Raw genomic sequence first — 19,379 nt, 5'->3', positions numbered from 1 at the left:
CTGAACAGGACCTATTCCATGACCATGCAGCCCTCCACCGCAGGCACCAGCCGGATCCTCTGGCCGAGCGTCATCACCGTGATTTCGGCGGCGATCCTGATCGGCGCGGAAGTGTTCGGCGCGGCCTTCGCCGGCGGCTGGGCGCTCGCGATCGCGCTCGGGCTCGGTGATTTCGGCGCGCACATCCTGCAGGCCGTGCTGTTCGGCATCGGCGTCCTGATCATGATCGCCTTCATCCGCGCAGCTCAACGCGTCGAGCCGTTCACGCGTCGCGCGTGAGCTGAAGCGATTCGAGAAAGCGCTGCGGCACAGGGCTTAAACGCACACACGCTTCGTTAGTCATTCTTAACAGCCGTTCATCTTCAACGCCTGCTGCGCGCGAGATCGCAAGCACGCGTTAGGGAAATTTGTCGCTATCGCAAAAAAATTCTTGCGAAGCGAATTCAAAAGACTTATTTCCTGCCTTGCCCAATTTCGCACGTGCCTGTGGTCGTGTGTCAGTCGGTAGGTATCCGGACAAGAGGCCGGACAGCCGCCAAGGGGTGGAAGAACCGAGGGTCGCTTACGTCCGTCAGGACACGAAGCGGCCAGCCTCCCTCTCCAGGGATGCCGTTGAAGGTCTCACCACTCTTTGCAACCGTGACTGGCAGCCGGAGGCGAACCGGCGCACCCCGCTCTCAACGGGGGACGCGACTTAAAGCAACGACGGATCGGGCTTTTTTGGTCTCTACCGGCAGTCCAACGCCGGCGCGGGCTACTGAAAAGGCTTGTCCTTCATTGCCAGGTGTGCGGGCGGGAAACTCTCCCAACCAATCCACGGCAGCACAGTCTGGTTTGAGTCTTTTGGCTTTCGTTGCGCCTCCATCGCGCAATGCAGCCAGAGCACTCTTATCCGACGTCACGTTGAAGCGGATCCCGTCGCTGGGGCCGTTGGAGAGTGCCATGACCGAACGTATCCAGGAATTCCTGCGTCACCGCCGCAGCGAAGGTCTCGACACCGAGCCGTGCCTCGTCGTCGACCTCGAGGTCGTGCGCGACAATTACCAGACCTTCGCGAAGGTGCTGCCGGACAGCCGCGTGTTCTACGCTGTCAAGGCCAACCCGGCGCCCGAAGTGCTGTCGCTGCTCGCCTCGCTCGGCTCCTGCTTCGACACCGCGACCGTTGCGGAAATCGAGATGGCGCTGGCTGCCGGTGCGACGCCGGACCGCATCTCCTATGGCAACACGATCAAGAAGGAGCGCGACATCGCGCGTGCCTTCGCGCTCGGCATTCGCCTGTTCGCCGTCGACTGCGCCGCCGAGGTCGAGAAGATCTCCCGCGCCGCTCCCGGCGCGAAGGTGTTCTGCCGCATCCTCTATGATTGCGCCGGCGCCGAGTGGCCGCTGTCGCGCAAGTTCGGCTGCGATCCGGAGATGGCGGTCGACGTGCTCGACCACGCCAAGCGCCTCGGGCTGGAGCCGTGCGGCATCTCGTTCCATGTCGGCTCGCAGCAGCGCAAGGTGAAGGCGTGGGACCGCGCGCTCGCGATGGCCTCGACCGTGTTCCGTGACTGCGCCGAGCGCGGCATCAACCTCACCATGGTCAACATGGGCGGTGGCTTCCCGACCAAGTACCTCAAGGACGTTCCGCCGGTCCTGCAGTATGGCCGGTCGATCTTCCGCGCGCTGCGCAAGCATTTCGGCAACCAGATCCCGGAGACGATCATCGAGCCGGGCCGCGGCATGGTCGGCAATGCGGGCATCATCGAGACCGAAGTCGTTCTGATCTCGAAGAAGAGCGACGAGGACGAGGTGCGCTGGGTCTATCTCGACATCGGCAAGTTCGGCGGTCTCGCCGAGACGATGGACGAGTCGATCCGCTACGCAATCCGCACCCCGCATGACGGCGCGGACATGACGCCGTGCGTGCTCGCGGGCCCGACCTGCGATAGCGCCGACGTGCTGTACGAGAAGCTGCCGTATCCGCTCCCGGTAACGCTCGAGATCGGCGACAAACTGCTGATCGAAGGCACCGGCGCCTATACGTCGACCTACTCGTCGGTGGCGTTCAACGGCATTCCGCCGCTGAAGACCTACCACATCTAAGCCGCCTCCTTTTCGAGGCCTGATAAACCGGGAGCCGGCCCCGCCGGCTCCTTCCCGATCATTTTTGATTTTTCTGAACGACGCTTGCGCGGCGTGCGACATGCCGTTGCAAGCGGGGACTGACGTGCCATGACTGCGAAACGGAACACCCCCGTTGCCCTCATCCGAAATGCCGCTCCGTTCGCGATCCGTGCGGAGCGGGCTTCGGACGTCGTCGCGCGCGAAGCGCTGCTGGATGCCTGCTTTGGCGAGAACCGCCATGCCCGCACCTGCCAGCGCCTGCGCGACGGACGCGCGCCCGCCCAAGGCCTGAGCCTTGCGGCCGTGCGCCAGGACGGCCGGCTGGTTGGAACCGTGCGGCTGTGGCACGTCAGCGCGGGGGGCCGCAGCGCGCTGATGCTGGGGCCGCTGGCTGTCGACGACGACTGCCGCGGCCTCGGCGTCGGCGCCGCGCTGATGCAGCGCGCGCTGGCCGTGGCGAAGGCCCGTGGCCACGGCGCCGTCATCCTGCTTGGCGATGCGCCCTATTACGCCCGCTATGGCTTCACCGCTGCCAGGACCGGCGAATTGTCCTTGCCCGGCGCATTCGAGCGCGAGCGGCTGCTCGGCCTCGAGCTGGTCGAGGGCGCGCTGGACGGCGCCTGGGGCATGATCACGCCGACCGGCGCACCGCTGCCCAAGAGCAAGGCAACCCGCAAACGGAAGGCACCGCTCGCCGTGCCGCACGCGGCGTAAGGCGGGCGCCATGGCAGAGAACCTTCCCGCAATCGATGGCGCACGCCCGCGTTGGCGCGGCCTCGTCACCACGGTCATGCTGGTCCTGATCTCGGTCATGATCGTCCGGGACATCCTGATCCGGCGCTGGACCGGCGCGCCGCCGTCGCCGCCGGACACCACGCAGCAGTCCCACTAGCGCCGGCCGCAAGGCCCAGAATAGAAGGGGTTGCGCGGGCGCCAAAAATGCCCGTAAACCCCGCGCAAAGCCATTCTCAGCCGAGGTCCGACATGTCCCGCCGCCTGATTTCCACCGGCTCGCCGTTCGAGAAGACCGCGGGCTACAGCCGTGCCGTGATCGACGGCGATTTCGCCTTCGTCGCCGGAACCACCGGCTACGACTACACCACCATGACCATGCCTGATGATGTCACGAGCCAGTCACGGAACTGCTTCAAGACCATCGAGGCTGCCCTCAAGGAGGGTGGCTTCGCGATGGCCGACATCGTCCGCGCGACCTACTACCTCACTGACGTCAGTGACGCGGATACCCATTTCGCGGTCTGCGGCGAGGTGCTCGGCGAGATCCGACCCGCCGCGACGCTGCTGATCGTCGCGGGGCTCTACAGGCCCGAGATGAAGGTCGAGATCGAAGTCACCGCAAAGCGACGCAACCCCTGATCCACTCTACCCGCCGCTCGGCGCTCTCCTGGAGAAAATGATGAGCCCCTCCTCGCAGATCTACGCGAAAATCACCGGCCCCATTGTCATGATCGGCTTCGGCTCGATCGGCAAAGGCACGCTGCCGATGATCGAGCGGCATCTCGATTACGACAAGTCGCGCATCACCGTGATCGATCCCAAGGATGAAGGCCGCAAGGCCCATTGCGAGAAGCAGAATGTCAAATTCATCCAGCAGGCCGTGACCAAAGACAATTATCGCGACTTGCTGACCCCGCTGCTCACTGAAGGCGGCGGCCAGGGCTTCTGCGTCAATCTCTCGGTCGATACCGGCTCGACCGACATCATGGAGCTCTGCAACGAGCTCGGTGCTCTCTATATCGACACCGTCAACGAGCCTTGGCTCGGCTTCTATTTCGATACTTCGAAGGGCCCGGAAGCGCGCTCCAACTACGCGCTTCGTGAAGTGACGCTGGCCGCCAAGAAGGCGCGCCCGGCGGGCTCGACGACGGCGGTCTCCTGCTGTGGCGCCAATCCCGGCATGGTCTCCTTCTTCGTCAAGCAGGCGCTGCTCAACGTCGCCGCTGATCTGAAGCTCAATGCCCCCAAGCCGAAGACCAAGGCTGAATGGGCGGACTTGATGCGGCAGGCCGGCATCAAGGGTATCCACATCGCCGAACGCGACACCCAGCGCTCCAAGTCGCCGAAGGAGCCGGATGTCTTCGTCAACACCTGGTCGGTGGAAGGTTTCCTGTCCGAAGGCGTGCAGCCGTCCGAACTCGGATGGGGCACCCATGAAAAATGGATGCCCGAGAATGCGCATACCCACGAAGCCGGCTGCGGCGCCGCAATCTATCTGATGCAGCCCGGCGCCAACACGCGCGTGCGGACCTGGTGCCCGACCCGCGGCGCACAGTATGGCTTCCTCGTCACCCACAACGAGTCGATCTCGATCGCCGATTACTTCACGGTGCATGACGCATCGGGCAAGGCGATCTATCGGCCGACCTGCCACTATGCCTATCATCCGGCCGACGATGCCGTGCTGTCGCTGCATGAAATGTTCGGCCGCGCCGCGAAGATGCAGGAGAAGCACCACATCCTCGACGAGAACGAAATCGTCGACGGCATCGACGAACTCGGCGTGCTGCTGTTCGGCCACGACAACAATGCCTACTGGTACGGCTCGCAGCTCTCGATCGAGGAGACCCGCAAGCTCGCGCCCTATCAGAACGCGACCGGCCTGCAGGTGACGTCGGCCGTGCTCGGCGGCATGGTGTGGGCGCTGGAGAACCCGAACGAGGGCATCGTCGAAGCCGACGAGATGGATTTCGACCGCCTGCTGGAAATCCAGCTGCCGTATCTCGGCCCGGTGAAGGGTTTCTACACCGACTGGACCCCGCTGACGGATCGTCCGGGACTGTTCCCGGAAGATATCGACACCAGCGATCCCTGGCAGTTCAAGAACGTCCTGGTGCGCTGAGAGGCCTTCCGGCCAAATCTCGAAAACAACCCCATGCACAGTAGCCGGCGAGATCGGCTGGCTCTCGTCATTCCGGGCTGGCCCGAAGGGCCAAGCCCACCGGTGCGCAATTGCGCACCGGGAATGACAGCGGCTCACTTCGCCATGTAGTCGAACGCGACCGAGCCGAGGCCCAGCGTCAAATCCGCCTTGTAGTGCAGCGCCGAGACCACTTCGCGCACCGGCAGGCGGGCGACGTCGCACAGCGCGTGCGGAAACAGGCCGAGCGCGGCGGGGCCGGTCCAGGCCTCCTTCAAGGTGATGTCGTCGAGATGGAAGCGCACCAGCTCGCAGATCCGCGGCGTGCCGTCGACATGCGGAATGATCTTCAGGATGAAGTTCGGCGCCTTCATCGCGTTCAAGACCGTGTCGTGATCGACCTTGTGGTACTTGTAGCCCATCGTGGCGGAGGCGCAGAGCACCGAGCCGTAATGCAGCGAGCCGACCAGCACGTCGCTCTCGACCGCGATCTTGGGCCGCGCCAGCTTCTTCGGAAATCCCCACAGCTCACGGCCGCCGGCGATCGGGGCCTCGTCGTCGAGATACATCGCGTGGGTATAGGCTCCGAGCTCGCCCTTGAACCGGACCGGGATCACCTGCCCGGTCTCGGTGTAGTCGCCGAAGCCGGTCGAGTCCGGCATGCGGATGAATTCGTACTTCACGACAGGCTCGGCGACCTCGAGCGGCTCCGGCACCACGGCCGCCAGCGCTTCGGGGTCGGTCTTGTAGGTGATGATGAAATATTCGCGGTCGAAGAACCGATATGGCCCCGGCGGAAACGACGGGTTGGTGAGCGGCATCGAATAGGCGGTGCGCCGGACGTCCTCGATCTTCATGAAGTGCCCCATCTGTCGTTGGTGTGCCGGCAGATTATGGCGGGCGCGGAGGGCGGAGGCGAGACCGTATAATCGGCAGCATCAGTCAAATGCGCGTCACAATGCAGACCCGTCGGCAGGCTCGCGGTTCTGCTATTTCTTCTCGATCGGCGGCGCGATCTTCTCGGCGGGCGCCGGCGGCAGCGCCGGCCTGGCGCCGGCCTTCTGTGCCTCAGCGTCGGGACGCGCAGGCTCCGGTGCCGGCGTGGTCGGCCGCTCGCCGCCGGGTTTTGACTCGGCGGGCGGCGTCGTCTGTAGCGGCTGAGTCGCCTGCGCCATCTCTTGCGGCGGGGCAGCGTTGATCGCGTGCAGCGACAGCACCGCGATCGCAACGCCCGCCACCACCAGTGTGGCGGCGATCAGCACGTCGTTCCGCAGCCTGGTCCGATCCGCAGCCATGTCGTTCACCCGCGATTGTCAGCGAGGTCAACGATCCGGCCACCGCATGGTTCCCGAGCAGCGCCTGCGGGAACCTCGCCTCAATCCGTGGTGCTGATTTCCCAGGTTACGTGCCGCACGCCGGGCTGATGCTGCAAGTCGACCACAACGGCATTCAGCTCGTTGGGGTCGACCGCGGTCGAGACCAGCTCCGCCACGATCTCGAGGAAGTCGTCGCCGGCCTCGACCACGTTGACATCGGCGACCGGATAGTTCGCGACCTCGAGCTTCTCCACCAGGCGGTCGCGCATGTCGGGCAGCGCCTCGGGGGTCACCACGAGCTTGAAGTAGTAGGTTGCCTCCGAGGCCTTCTCGTTCAGCGGAATGCGGTTGATGGCATTGACCAGCGGACGCAGCAGCGTGTTGCCGGCGATCACGAACACGGTCAACGCCGCCGCCTGCGCCACCAGGTCCGCGCCGGCGCAGGAGCCGACCGCGGCCGAGGCCCACAGCGTCGCCGCGGTGTTGAGCCCGCGCACGTCCATGCCCTGCTTCATGATGACGCCGGCGCCGAGGAAGCCGATCCCCGACACCACATAAGCGATCACCCGCACCGCGCCATCAGCGCCGGCCAGATGCATCGCGAGGTCGACGAAGGCGGCCGCACCGACCGCGACCAGCACATTGGTGCGCAACCCCGCGGTGCGCTGCCGGTACTGCCGTTCGGCCCCGATCAGTGTACCGAGCACGAAAGCTGTCGTCAGGCTGACCAGCGTGTCGATGAAGTCGGCGAGCTGGAATGTGGTGAGAAATCGCATGACGCTGCCGATTCTTCCTCGTCCGAGAACGATGCAGCGATCTCTTACATTTCCAGGATGCCCGCGTCACCATCTTCCGTGCCGTAGGCGAGCAGCGTGCCCTTGGCATTCCACCCCAGCGCGGACACCGCGGTACCGGCATTCCGACGCACCAGGATCTCGGCACCGTCCTCGAGCCGGACCATCAGCACGGTGCCATCGGCATAGCCGACCGCCATGATGTCGTTCTTCGGATGACAGGCGACCACCGCGACCCGCGCCGGCATCGGCGCCAGCATCGCCGGCTCCTTGCCCATCGGCCCGTCCTTGCTCGTGAACGGCCAGACGATCACGGTATCGGCGCCCGAGGTCGCAAGCCCCTTGCCGCCGGCGCTCCATGACATCGAGCGCACGCGGCCGGGATAGCCGCTCATCCGCATGTGCCGGTTGTCGGCGAGCCGCCAGCCATGCATCGCGGCCTCGTGCATCGCCGTGACAAGAAACTTGTTGTCCGGGCTGAAAGAGACCGCGAGATGCGAGCCGGCCCATTCCAGGAATTCCGGATTGGCGGCCATGTTGGGAAACCACAAGGTCACGCCGTTGTAGTGCGCGATCGCAAGTCGCAGGCCCTTCGGCGCGAACGCCAGCCCGCCGACGGTCGACGGCACCTCGAAGGTTTTCTCTTCGCCCTTGGGATTGCGCACGAACGCGGTCTTGCCCGCCGACCACGCCACGGTGCCGTCGCTGTGCAGCGCGACATTGTCGATCCAGCGCCGCTTGGCGTCGGTCGCAATGACAGAGGTCTCGCCCTTGGCGTCGATCGCGATCAGCTTGCCGTCGTCACCGCCGGTGACGAGCCGCTTGCCGTCGGAGGCCGCGCACAGGATGGCGCCGAAATGAGTCTCGGTCCGCGTGATCTCGCCGTCGGCGGTCGCGATCGCGACGCTCTCCTCGGCGCCGACGAAGAACGCGCGGTCGCCGAGAAAATGCACTGAGCCGACCGCCGCGCCGAGCGGAAGCGGCTTGACGCGGTCGGTGATCGAAACGATGGAAGAAGGGACCTCGCCCGGATCGAACTCTTTCATCACGTGGTGATGCACTGCTCGAAGCCGTCGCGGATCGCCTGCTCCGGCAATTCGCGACCGATGAACACGACGCGGCTTTCACGCTTCTCGCCGTCCTTCCACTTCCGCTGATGATCGCCCTCCAGCATCATGTGGACGCCCTGGAACACGTAGCGGTCGTCATCGCCGGTGAAGGCGAGGATGCCCTTCGAGCGCAGGATCTTCTGGCCTTCGGTGGCGACGAGGTTCTGCAGCCAGGGCATGAACTTGGTCGGATCGAGCGGCTTCTCCGAGCGCAGCGACAGCGATTGCATTTCCTCGTCGTGATAGTGCTTCAGCCCATGGCCGTGATCGTGGTGATGGTGATTATGGTCATGACCGTGGTCGTGGTGGTGATGATCATGGTCGTGACCGTCGCCGGCCTCGAGGAAATCGGGCTCGATCTCAAGGATGCGGTCGAGGTCGAATGCGCCGCGCTCCAGCACGTCGGCGATCCCGACCTGGCAACGCTCGGTGCGATGCAGCTTTGCGTACGGATTGATGCCGCGGATGCGGGCCTCGACTTCGGCGAGCTCCGCCTTCGAGACCAGGTCGGTCTTGTTCAGCACGATGACGTCGGCGAACGCGATCTGGTTCTTGGCTTCCGGCGCGTCCTTGAGGCGATCGCTCAGCCACTTGGCATCAGCGACGGTCACCACCGCATCGAGCCGGGCGTTCTTCTGCACGTCCTCGTCGACGAAGAAGGTCTGCGCGACCGGCGCCGGATCGGCAAGGCCGGTGGTCTCGACGATGATGGCGTCGAACTTGCCCTTGCGCTTCATCAACCCGTCCATGATGCGGACGAGGTCGCCGCGCACCGTGCAGCAGACGCAGCCATTGTTCATCTCGAACACTTCCTCATCGGCGCCGATGATGAGGTCGTTGTCGATGCCGATCTCGCCGAATTCGTTGACGATGACGGCGTACTTCTTGCCGTGGTTTTCCGACAGGATGCGGTTCAGCAGCGTGGTCTTGCCGGCGCCGAGATAGCCCGTCAGCACGGTCACTGGAATTTTTTGCGAAGCTTCAGCCATAACAACTCCGAATTGGGGCCGCGCTCAATCCAGGCAGGGAGGCCCCTGCCCCTAGTTGGCGAGCGCGCTGGTCAGGGCCTTTATATTGTGCCTGACCATATCAATGTAAGTGGGTGCTTGGCCCTTTTCGGCCGTCAAACTGTCCGAATACAGGGTCCCGCCGACCCTGGCCCCGGTCTCGGCCGCGATCCGCTCGATCAGGCGCGGATCGCTGATGTTTTCGAGAAAAACTGCCGGAATTTTCGCGACCTTGATCTGGGCGATGATGGCGGCGATATCGCGTGCGCTGGGCTCGGAATCGGTCGAGACGCTGAGCGGCGAGAAAAACGTGATTCCGTAGGCGTCGGCGAAATAACCGAAGGCGTCGTGGGTCGAGATCACCTTGCGCCGCGCGTCCGGTATTCTCGCCACCGCCTCGTGCACCTCGCGGTCGAGCGCCTCGAGCCTCGCCAGATAGGCGTCGGCATTGGCCTTGAAGACGCCGGCTTGGTCGGGGGCCGCGGCAATCAGCCCGTCGCGAATATTGACGACGTAGATCTTCGCATTGGCGACGGATTGCCAGGCATGCGGATCGTCATGGCCGCCCATCTTCCGTGGCATGATCCCCTTGGTTGCCACCGCGACCGGCGCCTTGCTGCCGGAGGCCCGCAGCAGCCGCGGCAGCCAGCCCTCGAAGCCGAGGCCGTTGATGGCCAGCAACTTCGCGTCGGCGACCTTCTTGGCGTCGGCCGGCGTCGGCGCGTAAACATGCGCGTCGCCGTCGGGTCCGACCAGCGCCACCACGTCGACGCTGTTGCCGCCGACATTGCGTACCATGTCGGCGAGGATCGAGAAGCTCGCAACGACGTTGATGCGCTCTTCGGCGCGCGCCGCGCCGCTCGCCAGCAGCAGCGCCAGACCGATCAACCCGAACAATCGCCGCATCGTCCTCACGCCTCGAGATGGCGGCCGGGGAACAGCTGCCGCACCAGGCCGCTGACATTGCCGAACAGCAGCGACACGATATAGAGCCCGGCCGCAACCAGGATGATCGCGGGGCCGGAGGGAATCCGGGTCTGGTACGACAGCACCAGCCCGGCATAGCCCGAAACAATCGCGCTCGCGACCGCGATGCAGATCATGGTGGTGATGTCGCGCGACCAGAACCGCGCGATGCCGGCAGGCAGGATCATCAGCCCGACGCCGAGCAGCGTGCCGAGCGCGTGGAAGCCGTTGACGAGGTTGACCACGACCAGCGCCAGGAAGGCGAGATGCGCCGGCGCGCCGGCCCGGCTCACGGTGCGCAGGAATACCGGATCGACGCATTCGATCACCAGCGGACGATAGATCACCGCGAGCACCAGCAGCGTGATGGTGGCGTTGAACGCGATCACCAGCAGGGTCTGGTCGTCCATCGCCAGGATATTGCCGAACAGCACGTGCAGCAGGTCGATATTGGTGCCCTTGATGGAGACGATGGTGACACCGAGCGCGAGCGAGACCAGATAGAAGGTCGCAAGTGAGGCGTCTTCCTTCAGCTCCGTGGTGCGGGCGACGAGGCCGGCGAGCAGCGCCACCGCAAAGCCGGCAATCAGGCCGCCGGTCGTCATCGCGAACAGATTGAGCCCGGACAGCAGGAAACCGATCGCAGCGCCCGGCAGGATCGCATGCGCCATGGCGTCGCCGACCAGGCTCATCCGCCGCAGCATCAGGAATACGCCGATCGGCGCACCGCCGAGCGACAGCGCGATCACCGCGGCGAGCGCGCGGCGCATGAACTCGAATTCGGTGAAGGGCGTGATCAGCGCGTCAGTCAGCATCGGCGTCAGGCGGCCCGTGAGCGCGGATCGGCGGCGCACGCCGCGGCACTGTCGTCGAACGCCTCGCACATCCGCATCGCGACCGTCAGATTGTCCGCGGTCAGCGTCTCCGCGGTCGGGCCCCATTCCACCGGGCCGCGCGCCAACAGCAGCGTTTCCGGGAAATTGTTGCGCACCATGTCGAGGTCGTGCAGCGCCGCCAGCACCGTGCGCCCCTCGCCGTTCCAGCGTTTCACCAGCGTCAGGAGATCGGCGGTGGTCTTGGCATCGATGGCATTGAACGGTTCGTCGAGCACGATCAGGCGGGCGTCCTGCAGCAGCACACGCGCGAACAGCATGCGCTGCATCTGGCCGCCGGACAGCGTGCCGATCGGGCGGTTCTCGAAGCCGTTGAGGCCGACGGCCGCGAGGGCCGCCAAAATCTTGTCGCGCGCGGCGTTGCCGATGCCGCCGAAGAAGCCGGTCGCGCGCCACAGCCCGGTGCCGACGAAATCGAACACCGAGATCGGAAACGTACGGTCGATGTCGGCGGATTGCGGCAGATAGGCGATGTCGCGGTGGTCGAGCCCGTCGAGATCGATCACGCCCGACAGCGGCTTCAGCACGCCGGCGATGCCGCGCAGCAGCGTCGACTTGCCGGCGCCGTTCGGGCCGATCACCGCGAGCAGCGCGCCCGCCTCGACCGCGCCGTTGAGATGATGCACCGCCGGGTGCCGGTCATAGCCGAGCGTGACGTCGCGGAAGGTGACAAGCGGAGACCCCATCATTCACCTCATCGCCAGCCAGACGACGGCCCACAGGCAGGCCGAGACCGCGAGCGCCGCGCCCAGCCGGGCCGGCACGGGCATGCGCAGGATCGACCAAGGCGCGGCCTGGGCCGGATGCGCCGAGGGGCCATGGCTGTGCCCGTGGGGATGGCTGTGGCCGTGATGGTGGTGGTCGTCGTGGGAGTGCGTATGCGCCATGGCCAAACTGTTATATTATAACATAACGCGAGTCTACCAACGAGGAACTCATGGCCGCTCCGCAAAACCGGGAGAGATTCGAGCTGCGCCGGCAGGATGACGTCCTCGTCCACAGCGTTGTCCGGAACACCCGCCCCGATGGAACCGTCGGCTACCAGCACCAGGATCGGGATTTCTGGATCGAGCACCGGCCGGGCTGGAGCAGGTTGGCCCGGGCCCCTCAGAGCCAAACCTGCACCGGCCGCCCCTGGAACGTGTTGCCGGCCGATCAGGGCGATCACCCACCGGAAGGCGACCGGGTGAGCCGGAAGGGGACGAAGTCGTATGTTTATAGCCTCGTCTATGTGAGCTAGGCGAAGAGCCATCGCGGCGCGATCTGTCTCAAGTTCGTCGTCTCGGCGGGAGCCTCTCCGTTCGTCGTCCTGGCGAAAGCCAGGACCCATTACCACCGCATTCGGTGATGAATACGCTCGCGGCCCCAACGTCGCACAACAATCGAGACCTGGGGTAATGGGTCCTGGCCTTCGCCAGGACGACACCGAGTGCGTGGCGCAAGTTGCTAGGCATCTGCACGTCTCAAATTCCGCTGTCGTCCCGGCCCCCGTACGCAATTGCGCACTAGGCCGGGACGACGATGAGGATGGTTCTCGATTCAAGGGAGACGGGAAACCAATCTACTGGCACACCGGCGCGGTCAGTTTTGGGTCAGCTGGTCTTGCTGACCAATACGCCCGCTGACTGAGCTCCGCTTCGTTTATCGCGGGAGCACATACGTAGCTCGTCTTGCCAATGCACATGGGCGAGCCAATCGAGAAGATGAGGTTTTCGTAGATGCAATAGTTGCCGATCCCGGATGGCAGATCGGTCGGCGGCGCTGTGGAGCCCCCAAAATAGGGCTGCGATGAACCGCCCGGCGCCCTGTCTTGCGCCGCGGCCGCATGAAGGGAAATCAATAGCGTCAGACACGTGACGATGCGGAGCATGATCCCTCCGGTCAAGGAATGCCGGCGAAGCGTCGGGCGACTTCCGGCGCGGGAAGCGCACTGGTAGCCGCGACGGAATCGCTAGCAGGCTAGTACGACAGTTGCTTTGCAAATTCTCCGAAGGACAGACACGCTCTCGGCTTGAGCCGAGGTCGCGTTGGCCCATCGTATCATCTGCTGCGCCTGCGTAGAAGTGATGGTTGTTGCAGCGAAGCGGGCCACGGCTACCAAGCGTCGTCAAGCCTCCCGCGCGTAACTCTTCAACCTCGCCTCCAGCACCGCGAGCACCTGGTCGCGGACCGGATCGCGGGAGCCTTTCAGCCAGGCGGCAGCGAGCGGCAGGCGGCCGGTGCTGCTGCCGCGTTTTAGGCGCAGCGGCACAAAGCGCACGCCCGGGATCGCCATCCGCGCGGTCCAGCGCGGCACGATGGCGACGCCGAGCCTTGCTGCAACCATGTTGACGATGGTCTGCTTCTCGTCGGCGATCTCCTGGATGCGCGGCGTCAGCCCGGCCTCGTCGAACAGTTTTGTCGTGAGATCGTGGCTGTGCGGCCGCGAGCGGCGCTCCGGCACGATCAAGGGCTGATCGGCGATATCAGGCAGCACGATCTGCTTGCGCCGCGCCAGCTTATGCTTGTGCGACAGCGCCACCACGGCGGTCTCCTGCAGTAGCGGAACAAACTCGATGCGCCGGTCGGGCCGCTCCGGCGGGCGCACGAAAGCGAGATCGAGCGCGCCCGACAACAGCTTCGGCAGCAGCCGGATGGTCTTCTCCTCAAGCAGTTGCACGGCAACCTCCGGATGGGCGGCACGGAGGTCGCGCAGCAGCGGCGGCAGCAGGCCGGCCGCGGCGCTGTCGATCGCGCCGATCCGGAAGCGCCGCGCCTGCGGCTTGCGCAGCCGGCGGCGAAAGCCGTCCTCGATCGCCTCGGCGCGGCCGAGCAGCGCGCGTCCCTCGCGCAGCAGCACAGAGCCGTCCTCGGTCAACGATACCGCGCGCGTGGTGCGCGCGAACAGCCGCACCCCGAGATCCTCCTCCAGCAGCTTGATGTGGCGGCCGAGCGCCGACGGCATCATCTGCAGGCGCTGCGCGGCACGGCCGAAATGCAGTTCCTCGGCAGCCGCTACGAAGCAGCGAAGCTGGTGCAGTTCCAAGATGGGTTTCCTTCTCACCCGCCGTCATTGCGAGCGCAAGCGAAGCAATCCATCTCTCCGCACGCGTGGAAGGATGGATTGCTTCGTCGCTTCGCTCCTCGCAATGACGGGCGACGGCAGCGATTATATCATTTTTTTGTATAAACCGGCGCGGATTGAATCGGAAGGGCGCGCGCCTCTAGGCTTCCCAATGGCGCGGCGAAATGCGCCGTCCCAACAAACAACACGAACCCTGAGGAAGCCCATGGAAAGCGAGCTTGGCACGCGCGTGTTGCGCAAGATCTCACTGCGCATCGTGCCGTTCATCATGCTGCTGTACTTCGTGGCCTTCATCGACCGCGTCAATATCGGCTTCGCGTCGCTCACGATGAACAAGGACATCGGCCTGTCGCCGACGGTCTATGGCTTCGGCGCCGGTATCTTCTTCTGGGGCTACTTCCTGTTCGAGGTGCCCTCCAACATCATCCTGCACAAGATCGGCGCGCGGATCTGGATCGCGCGGGTGATGATCACCTGGGGCCTGGTCTCGGCGGCGATGGCGCTGGTGCAGGGCGCGACCAGCTTCTACGTGCTGCGCTTCCTGCTCGGCGCCGCGGAGGCCGGCTTCTTCCCCGGCATCATCCTCTACCTCTCCTACTGGTTCCCGGCGCGGCAGCGCGCCGCCGTCACCGCGCTGTTCATGGCCGCCGCGCCGCTCTCGACCGTGCTCGGCTCGCCGGTGTCGGGCGCGTTGCTGGAGATGGACGGCCTGTTCGGCTTCAAGGGCTGGCAATGGCTGTTCGTGCTGGAGGCGGTGCCTGCCGTGCTGCTCGGCTTCGTCGTGCTCGGCTTCCTGACCGACCGGCCGGAGCAGGCCAGATGGCTTGCCGACGACGAACGCGCCTGGCTGGTCAAGACCATGAAGGCGGAGAACGACGGCAAGGCTTCGACCGCGAGCCACAGCATCTGGCGCGGGCTCGCCGATCCGCGCGTGCTGGCGCTGGCGCTGGTCTATTTCGGCACTTCGGCCGGGCTCTACACACTTGGCGTTTGGGCGCCGCAGATCATCAAGGCGTTCGGCCTGTCGTCTCTGCAGGTCGGCTCCCTCAACGCGGTGCCGGCAACCATCGCCGTGATCGCGATGATCCTGTGGGCGCGGCATTCCGACCGCACCGGCGAACGCACTTGGCACGTCGTGATCGCCTGCCTGATCGCGGCGGCGGGCCTCGCGCTTGCCGGGCTATGGACCGGCCTCGCCGCCGTGATCGCGGCGCTGACCTTGGTCAATATCGGCATCTCTTCGTCGAAGCCGCCGCTGTGGAGCATGCCGACCATGTTCCTGTCGGGCTCGGCCGCCGCGGCCGGCATCGCCACCATCAACTCGATCGGCAATCTCGGCGGCTTCGTCGGCCCCGCGATGATCGGCTGGATCAAGGAGCGCACCGGCAGTTTCGAGGGCGGTCTCTATTTCGTCGCTGGCCTGCTGGTGCTGTCAGCCGTGCTCACGCTGCTGCTGTCGCGCGCGCAGAGCGCGCCCGCGCCGGCCGAACCACAACCCAATCCCGTGCGAACCCGCTAACCATTCATCCGGAGACAACCCATGCGTACCCATTCCATCGCCGCCATTCCCGCCGACGGCATCGGCCCCGAAGTGATCTCGGCGGGTGTCCGCGTGCTTCAGGCACTGGCCGAGCGCAGCGGCGACATCAGCTTCAACGTCAAGACCTTCGACTGGGGCTCGGACTATTACAAGAAGCACGGCGTGATGATGCCGGCCGACGGGCTCAAAGACCTGAAGAATTTCGACGCGATCTATTTCGGTGCGGTCGGCGCGCCCGACGTGCCCGATCACATCACGCTGTGGGGCCTTCGGTTGCCGATCTGCCAGGGCTTTGACCAGTACGCCAATGTGCGGCCGACCAAGATCCTGCCCGGCGTCGCCTCGCCGCTGCGCAATGTCGGCGTCGGCGATCTCGACTGGGTGATCGTGCGCGAGAATTCCGAGGGTGAATATGCCGGCATGGGCGGACGTGCGCACCGCGGCCTGCCGGAAGAGGTCGGCACGGAAGTGGCTGTCTTCACCCGGGTCGGCGTGACGCGGATCATGCGCTACGCGTTCCAGCTTGCGCAGTCGCGGCCGCGCAAATTTCTCACCGTGGTGACCAAGTCGAACGCGCAGCGCCACGGCATGGTGATGTGGGACGAGATCGCCGCCGAGGTCGCCAAGGAATTCCCCGACGTGACCTGGGACAAGATGCTGGTCGACGCCATGACGGTGCGGATGACGCTGCATCCGAAGAGCCTCGACACCATCGTGGCAACCAATTTGCACGCCGACATCCTGTCTGATCTCGCAGGTGCCCTGGCCGGCAGCCTCGGCGTCGCGCCGACCGGCAATATCGATCCGCAGCGCCGCTTCCCCTCGATGTTCGAGCCGATCCACGGCTCGGCCTTCGACATCACTGGCAAGGGTATCGCCAACCCGGTCGCGACCTTCTGGACCGGCGCGCAGATGCTGGAGCATCTCGGCGAAAAGGACGCCGCCGCGCGCCTGATGGCCGCGGTCGAGAGGGTGTGCGCGGCCGGCGTGCTGACGCCCGATGTCGGCGGCAAGGCGACGACCAAGGAAGTGACCGACGCCGTGATCGACGCGATCCATGGATCGAATGTGTGAGGGGGCGTTAGCGAGCCGCATCACACAGTGAGGCGAGCACGCTGGTGGGGCTCCCTCCCCCTTGCGGGGGAGGGGTACCGCTTGCTCCGCTGATAATTAGTGACGAGGACTGCATACGATCCGGCGAGCATGTTGACTGAACTTCGCTTACTTCTCGGATCGCTCCCGGGGCCACCCCTCACCCCACCCTCTCCCACAGGGGGGAGGGAGTCTGATCAGGGTGCTCAGCTCACGAAGGTGCGCCTCTATCTGATACCGCAACCGGGGAACGAACCGTGCTACCTGATCTGACCAGACGACACTTCATGACCGCTGGAGGACTATCGATCATGGCCGCGATGACGGGGATACAGCCGGCGGGCGCCGCGCCATGGCGCGATGAGATCCGCGCCATCGCCTTCGACGTCCAGGGCACATGCGTCGACTTCTATCAGCCGATCCTGCGTGCGGGGCAGGCCGTCAATGCCGCGAAGGGGCTTGCGCTCGACTGGGCCAAACTCTCGAGCGAATGGCGCGATCTTTATCGTGCCGCGCTCGACGACGTGATCGCCGGCAAGCGCCCTTGGATTCGGGTCGACCGCATCTATCGCGAGGCGCTGGATGTGCTGCTCGATCGCCACGGCCTCTCGGAGGCCTTCTCCAGCGACGAGCGCGACGAACTGAACACGGTGTGGAGCAAGCTCGACGCGTGGCCCGACAGTGTCGAAGGCCTTGCACGTCTGCGCAGCCGGTTCGTGACCTCGACCTTGTCAAATGCCGGCATGGCCGCCGTGGTGGCGGTGGTCAAGCATGCCAAGCTGCCATTCGACGCCGTGCTGACCGCGGAGCTTGCACGCAGCTACAAGCCATCACCCGCGGTGTATCAGCTCGCCGTCGACTACCTCGGTTATCCCGCCGACAAGATCCTGATGGTCGCCTGCCACAAATACGACCTGAAGGCGGCCGGCGCCTTCGGCATGCGCACTGCGTTCGTCGCCCGTCCGCTGGAGTTCGGGCCGGCGGCGAAGGTCGACGTCGCGCCGGAATCCTGGATCGACCTCCACGCGGACAGTTTTACGCAACTCGCCGATATGCTCGTGCCGGCGTGACGACGCGAGGGGCCACTTTTCCGGATCATGCTCCAGGCGCACCCGCCTCGGCGCAATTGGTCAGCCGCGCGGGGACGCCGACGGCGGTGCAGCCGGCCGGCACATCCGACGTCACCAGCGCACCGGCGCCGACCTTGGCGAAGTCGCCGACAGAAAGGTTTCCGATCACCGTTGCGCCGGCGCTGAGCAGCACGCCGCGGCCGATCGTCGGTGCGTGGCGCGGGTCATCCTGATGCCGCGCGATGGTGACGTTCTGCAGGATCGTGACCTCGTCGCCGACGGAAGCCAACGCGCCGATGATGATGCCGGTGCCGTGATCGAGGAAAACCGCCGTTCCGATCCGGGCCGACGGGTGAATGCTGATCTGCAACTGGTCCGCCGCCGCACTCTGCATCAACAGCGAAAGGTCGGGGCGATCGTGGCGCCACAGCCAGTTCGACACCCGCCAGGCTTGCAGCGCGACGTAGCCCTTGAAGTTCAAGAACGGCGGCAACAAGCCCGTGATCGCCGGGTCGCGGCGCACGATCGACACCAGATCGGTGGCCGCGGCATCGACCAGCGCAGGCTCGGCCGCGAACGCTTCGCGGGCGGTCCGCATGAACTGCACGCGATCGGCTTCCGCGCGGCAGATAGCCCGGCCGATCAGGAAGGCGAGCGCGCCGCCGAGATCGCCCTGATCGAGGATGAAGGCAGCCGAGGCCTCGAGAAAGCGATCGGCGACAACAGCAGCCTCCGCCTCGCGCCGGATCGCAAGCCAGAGATCTTGAGGACTCGCCGTCGCCTGCACCGCCATGATCACCTCATCGCCGGGATTTCGACGATAGAGTGGGCATGACCACCGCAAAATGCAAACCGCCCGCTTGCTTGTCGCAAACGGGCGGCTCGGGCCATCAGGTTCTATGGGGGCACATCGCCTGAAGGCTCAGTGCTTTCCTCGCGGGATCAGCTCTGCGGCGGCTGATCGTTCGGCGGGGTCGGACGGGTCTTGTGCTGCGCCATGAAGGCGTCGAACTCTTCCTTGTCCTTGGCGTGGCGCAGGCGATCGAGGAAGTTCTTGAACTCGACCTGCTCTTCCTCGAGCCGGCGCAGCGTGTCCTGGCGGTACTCGTCGAAGGCGCGGTTGCCGCTGGTGGGCGGGCCGAAGCCGCCGAACGGGAAGCCGCGGCGCTCCATGCGGCTCTTCATCCGCTCCATCTTGTCCTGCATGCGCTCCATCTTGTTCGCCCAGCGATCCTGATCGTAGTGACTCCAACAGGCCATTTTTCTGCTCCCGAGTGTGAAAAAGAGAAGGGCGAGGCCGATCGGCCACCAGATCATGAAGCCGAGGATGATCCCGGCGATCTTCAGGGGATGCCACGGCGTCGCGTAGAAGTGTGGACGGTAGGGCTCTTCGACGGGGCCGCGCCAGCGATTGACATCTGCGGTGTAGGCCATTTCCTTCTCCATCACGGCAATCACGCCGTTGTGAATGTAAATAACATTTACATAGATAGCCGAGCCCTTGGGAAAGTCAAGCAGAGCAGATGCCGCACCCCTCGGATTATTTT

24 protein-coding genes are annotated in these 19,379 nt (G+C 65.1%); 10 read left to right on the top strand and 14 right to left on the bottom strand.

The features are described from left to right. Positions 1-24 precede the first annotated feature (24 nt). Positions 25-279 (top strand): hypothetical protein, encoded by a 255-nt coding sequence (locus tag AAFG13_RS32010; protein WP_092126687.1) that lies wholly within the window; start codon positions 25-27, stop codon positions 277-279. A gap of 398 nt (positions 280-677) precedes the next feature. Here the strand turns inward: AAFG13_RS32010 and AAFG13_RS32005 are convergent, their stop codons facing one another. Continuing rightward, positions 678-944 (bottom strand): hypothetical protein, encoded by a 267-nt coding sequence (locus tag AAFG13_RS32005; RefSeq protein ID WP_342709268.1) that lies wholly within the window; start codon positions 942-944, stop codon positions 678-680. On the opposite strand from AAFG13_RS32005, the gene AAFG13_RS32000 reads away from it, so the two are divergent. The 5 genes from AAFG13_RS32000 to AAFG13_RS31980 all read left to right on the top strand — a co-directional run bounded on the left by AAFG13_RS32000 (position 943) and on the right by AAFG13_RS31980 (position 4,963). Then, entirely contained in the window at positions 943-2,085 is a 1,143-nt protein-coding gene (locus tag AAFG13_RS32000) for a type III PLP-dependent enzyme (protein ID WP_212313906.1), read from the top strand. The genes AAFG13_RS32005 and AAFG13_RS32000 overlap by 2 nt on opposite strands. A 129-nt stretch (positions 2,086-2,214) precedes the next feature. Continuing rightward, positions 2,215-2,820, top strand: a complete 606-nt coding sequence (locus tag AAFG13_RS31995; RefSeq protein WP_342709267.1) for an N-acetyltransferase — start codon at positions 2,215-2,217, stop codon at positions 2,818-2,820. Positions 2,821-2,830: 10 nt separating this feature from the next. Then, on the top strand, positions 2,831-2,998 hold the full coding sequence (locus AAFG13_RS31990; RefSeq protein WP_212313910.1) for a hypothetical protein: 168 nt from the start codon (positions 2,831-2,833) through the stop codon (positions 2,996-2,998). Positions 2,999-3,090: 92 nt separating this feature from the next. Continuing rightward, a complete protein-coding gene (locus tag AAFG13_RS31985; RefSeq protein WP_212313911.1) occupies positions 3,091-3,480 on the top strand; it encodes a RidA family protein in 390 nt (129 codons plus the stop codon). A gap of 40 nt (positions 3,481-3,520) precedes the next feature. Next, positions 3,521-4,963, top strand: a complete 1,443-nt coding sequence (locus AAFG13_RS31980) for a homospermidine synthase (RefSeq protein WP_342709266.1) — start codon at positions 3,521-3,523, stop codon at positions 4,961-4,963. Between the two features lie 134 nt (positions 4,964-5,097). On the opposite strand, the gene AAFG13_RS31975 is transcribed toward AAFG13_RS31980, so the two are convergent. From AAFG13_RS31975 to AAFG13_RS31935, 9 genes are all read right to left on the bottom strand, one after another. Next, on the bottom strand, positions 5,098-5,838 hold the full coding sequence (locus tag AAFG13_RS31975; RefSeq protein WP_212313913.1) for an acetoacetate decarboxylase: 741 nt from the start codon (positions 5,836-5,838) through the stop codon (positions 5,098-5,100). Between the two features lie 132 nt (positions 5,839-5,970). Beyond that, positions 5,971-6,276, bottom strand: coding sequence for a hypothetical protein (locus AAFG13_RS31970; protein ID WP_342709265.1), 306 nt, complete (start codon positions 6,274-6,276; stop codon positions 5,971-5,973). An 80-nt stretch (positions 6,277-6,356) separates the two neighbouring features. Next, positions 6,357-7,073 carry an MgtC/SapB family protein gene (locus AAFG13_RS31965; protein WP_342709264.1) on the bottom strand — a complete coding sequence of 239 codons (717 nt, stop codon included), beginning with the start codon at positions 7,071-7,073 and terminating at the stop codon, positions 6,357-6,359. A gap of 44 nt (positions 7,074-7,117) precedes the next feature. Further along, positions 7,118-8,137, bottom strand: a complete 1,020-nt coding sequence (locus tag AAFG13_RS31960) for a WD40 repeat domain-containing protein (RefSeq protein ID WP_342709263.1) — start codon at positions 8,135-8,137, stop codon at positions 7,118-7,120. Further along, positions 8,137-9,189, bottom strand: a complete 1,053-nt coding sequence (locus AAFG13_RS31955) for a GTP-binding protein (protein ID WP_342709262.1) — start codon at positions 9,187-9,189, stop codon at positions 8,137-8,139. The genes AAFG13_RS31960 and AAFG13_RS31955 overlap by 1 nt, the downstream gene beginning before the upstream one ends. Positions 9,190-9,240: 51 nt before the next feature. Beyond that, positions 9,241-10,113, bottom strand: a complete 873-nt coding sequence (locus AAFG13_RS31950; protein ID WP_342709261.1) for a metal ABC transporter substrate-binding protein — start codon at positions 10,111-10,113, stop codon at positions 9,241-9,243. A 5-nt stretch (positions 10,114-10,118) separates the two neighbouring features. Continuing rightward, positions 10,119-10,988: a metal ABC transporter permease gene (locus AAFG13_RS31945; protein ID WP_092123731.1), complete on the bottom strand. Its 870-nt coding sequence runs from the start codon at positions 10,986-10,988 to the stop codon at positions 10,119-10,121. Positions 10,989-10,993: 5 nt separating this feature from the next. Next, positions 10,994-11,752 (bottom strand): ABC transporter ATP-binding protein, encoded by a 759-nt coding sequence (locus AAFG13_RS31940; RefSeq protein WP_342709260.1) that lies wholly within the window; start codon positions 11,750-11,752, stop codon positions 10,994-10,996. A gap of 3 nt (positions 11,753-11,755) precedes the next feature. Next, positions 11,756-11,953, bottom strand: a complete 198-nt coding sequence (locus AAFG13_RS31935) for a hypothetical protein (protein WP_212313921.1) — start codon at positions 11,951-11,953, stop codon at positions 11,756-11,758. A gap of 50 nt (positions 11,954-12,003) precedes the next feature. Here AAFG13_RS31935 and AAFG13_RS31930 point away from each other — a divergent pair, with 50 nt between their 5' ends. Then, positions 12,004-12,306 (top strand): hypothetical protein, encoded by a 303-nt coding sequence (locus AAFG13_RS31930; protein WP_342709259.1) that lies wholly within the window; start codon positions 12,004-12,006, stop codon positions 12,304-12,306. A gap of 321 nt (positions 12,307-12,627) precedes the next feature. Here the strand turns inward: AAFG13_RS31930 and AAFG13_RS31925 are convergent, their stop codons facing one another. Together AAFG13_RS31925 and AAFG13_RS31920 are read right to left on the bottom strand one after the other, a co-directional pair. After that, positions 12,628-12,936 carry a hypothetical protein gene (locus AAFG13_RS31925; RefSeq protein WP_212313925.1) on the bottom strand — a complete coding sequence of 103 codons (309 nt, stop codon included), beginning with the start codon at positions 12,934-12,936 and terminating at the stop codon, positions 12,628-12,630. Between the two features lie 237 nt (positions 12,937-13,173). Then, positions 13,174-14,091 carry a LysR family transcriptional regulator gene (locus AAFG13_RS31920; RefSeq protein WP_212313926.1) on the bottom strand — a complete coding sequence of 306 codons (918 nt, stop codon included), beginning with the start codon at positions 14,089-14,091 and terminating at the stop codon, positions 13,174-13,176. Between the two features lie 244 nt (positions 14,092-14,335). Here AAFG13_RS31920 and AAFG13_RS31915 point away from each other — a divergent pair, with 244 nt between their 5' ends. The 3 genes from AAFG13_RS31915 (at position 14,336) to AAFG13_RS31905 (ending at position 17,832) form a co-directional block, all read left to right on the top strand. After that, positions 14,336-15,649 carry an MFS transporter gene (locus AAFG13_RS31915; protein WP_342709258.1) on the top strand — a complete coding sequence of 438 codons (1,314 nt, stop codon included), beginning with the start codon at positions 14,336-14,338 and terminating at the stop codon, positions 15,647-15,649. Between the two features lie 21 nt (positions 15,650-15,670). Beyond that, a complete protein-coding gene (locus AAFG13_RS31910; protein ID WP_342709257.1) occupies positions 15,671-16,744 on the top strand; it encodes a tartrate dehydrogenase in 1,074 nt (357 codons plus the stop codon). Between the two features lie 329 nt (positions 16,745-17,073). Beyond that, complete coding sequence (locus tag AAFG13_RS31905) at positions 17,074-17,832, top strand: haloacid dehalogenase type II (protein ID WP_342709256.1); 759 nt, start codon at positions 17,074-17,076, stop codon at positions 17,830-17,832. A 25-nt stretch (positions 17,833-17,857) separates the two neighbouring features. Here the strand turns inward: AAFG13_RS31905 and AAFG13_RS31900 are convergent, their stop codons facing one another. Both AAFG13_RS31900 and AAFG13_RS31895 read right to left on the bottom strand, forming a co-directional pair. Further along, positions 17,858-18,625, bottom strand: coding sequence for a serine acetyltransferase (locus AAFG13_RS31900; RefSeq protein WP_342709255.1), 768 nt, complete (start codon positions 18,623-18,625; stop codon positions 17,858-17,860). Positions 18,626-18,774: 149 nt separating this feature from the next. Then, the gene (locus AAFG13_RS31895) at positions 18,775-19,266 is read right to left on the bottom strand and encodes a DUF2852 domain-containing protein (RefSeq protein ID WP_207833029.1); all 492 of its coding nucleotides are present in this window, start codon (positions 19,264-19,266) and stop codon (positions 18,775-18,777) included. Between the last annotated feature and the right edge of the window lie 113 nt (positions 19,267-19,379).

This window comes from Bradyrhizobium sp. B124 (assembly GCF_038967635.1).
Classification (GTDB): Bacteria; Pseudomonadota; Alphaproteobacteria; order Rhizobiales; family Xanthobacteraceae; genus Bradyrhizobium.
This window is presented reverse-complemented; position numbering and strand designations above follow the sequence as displayed.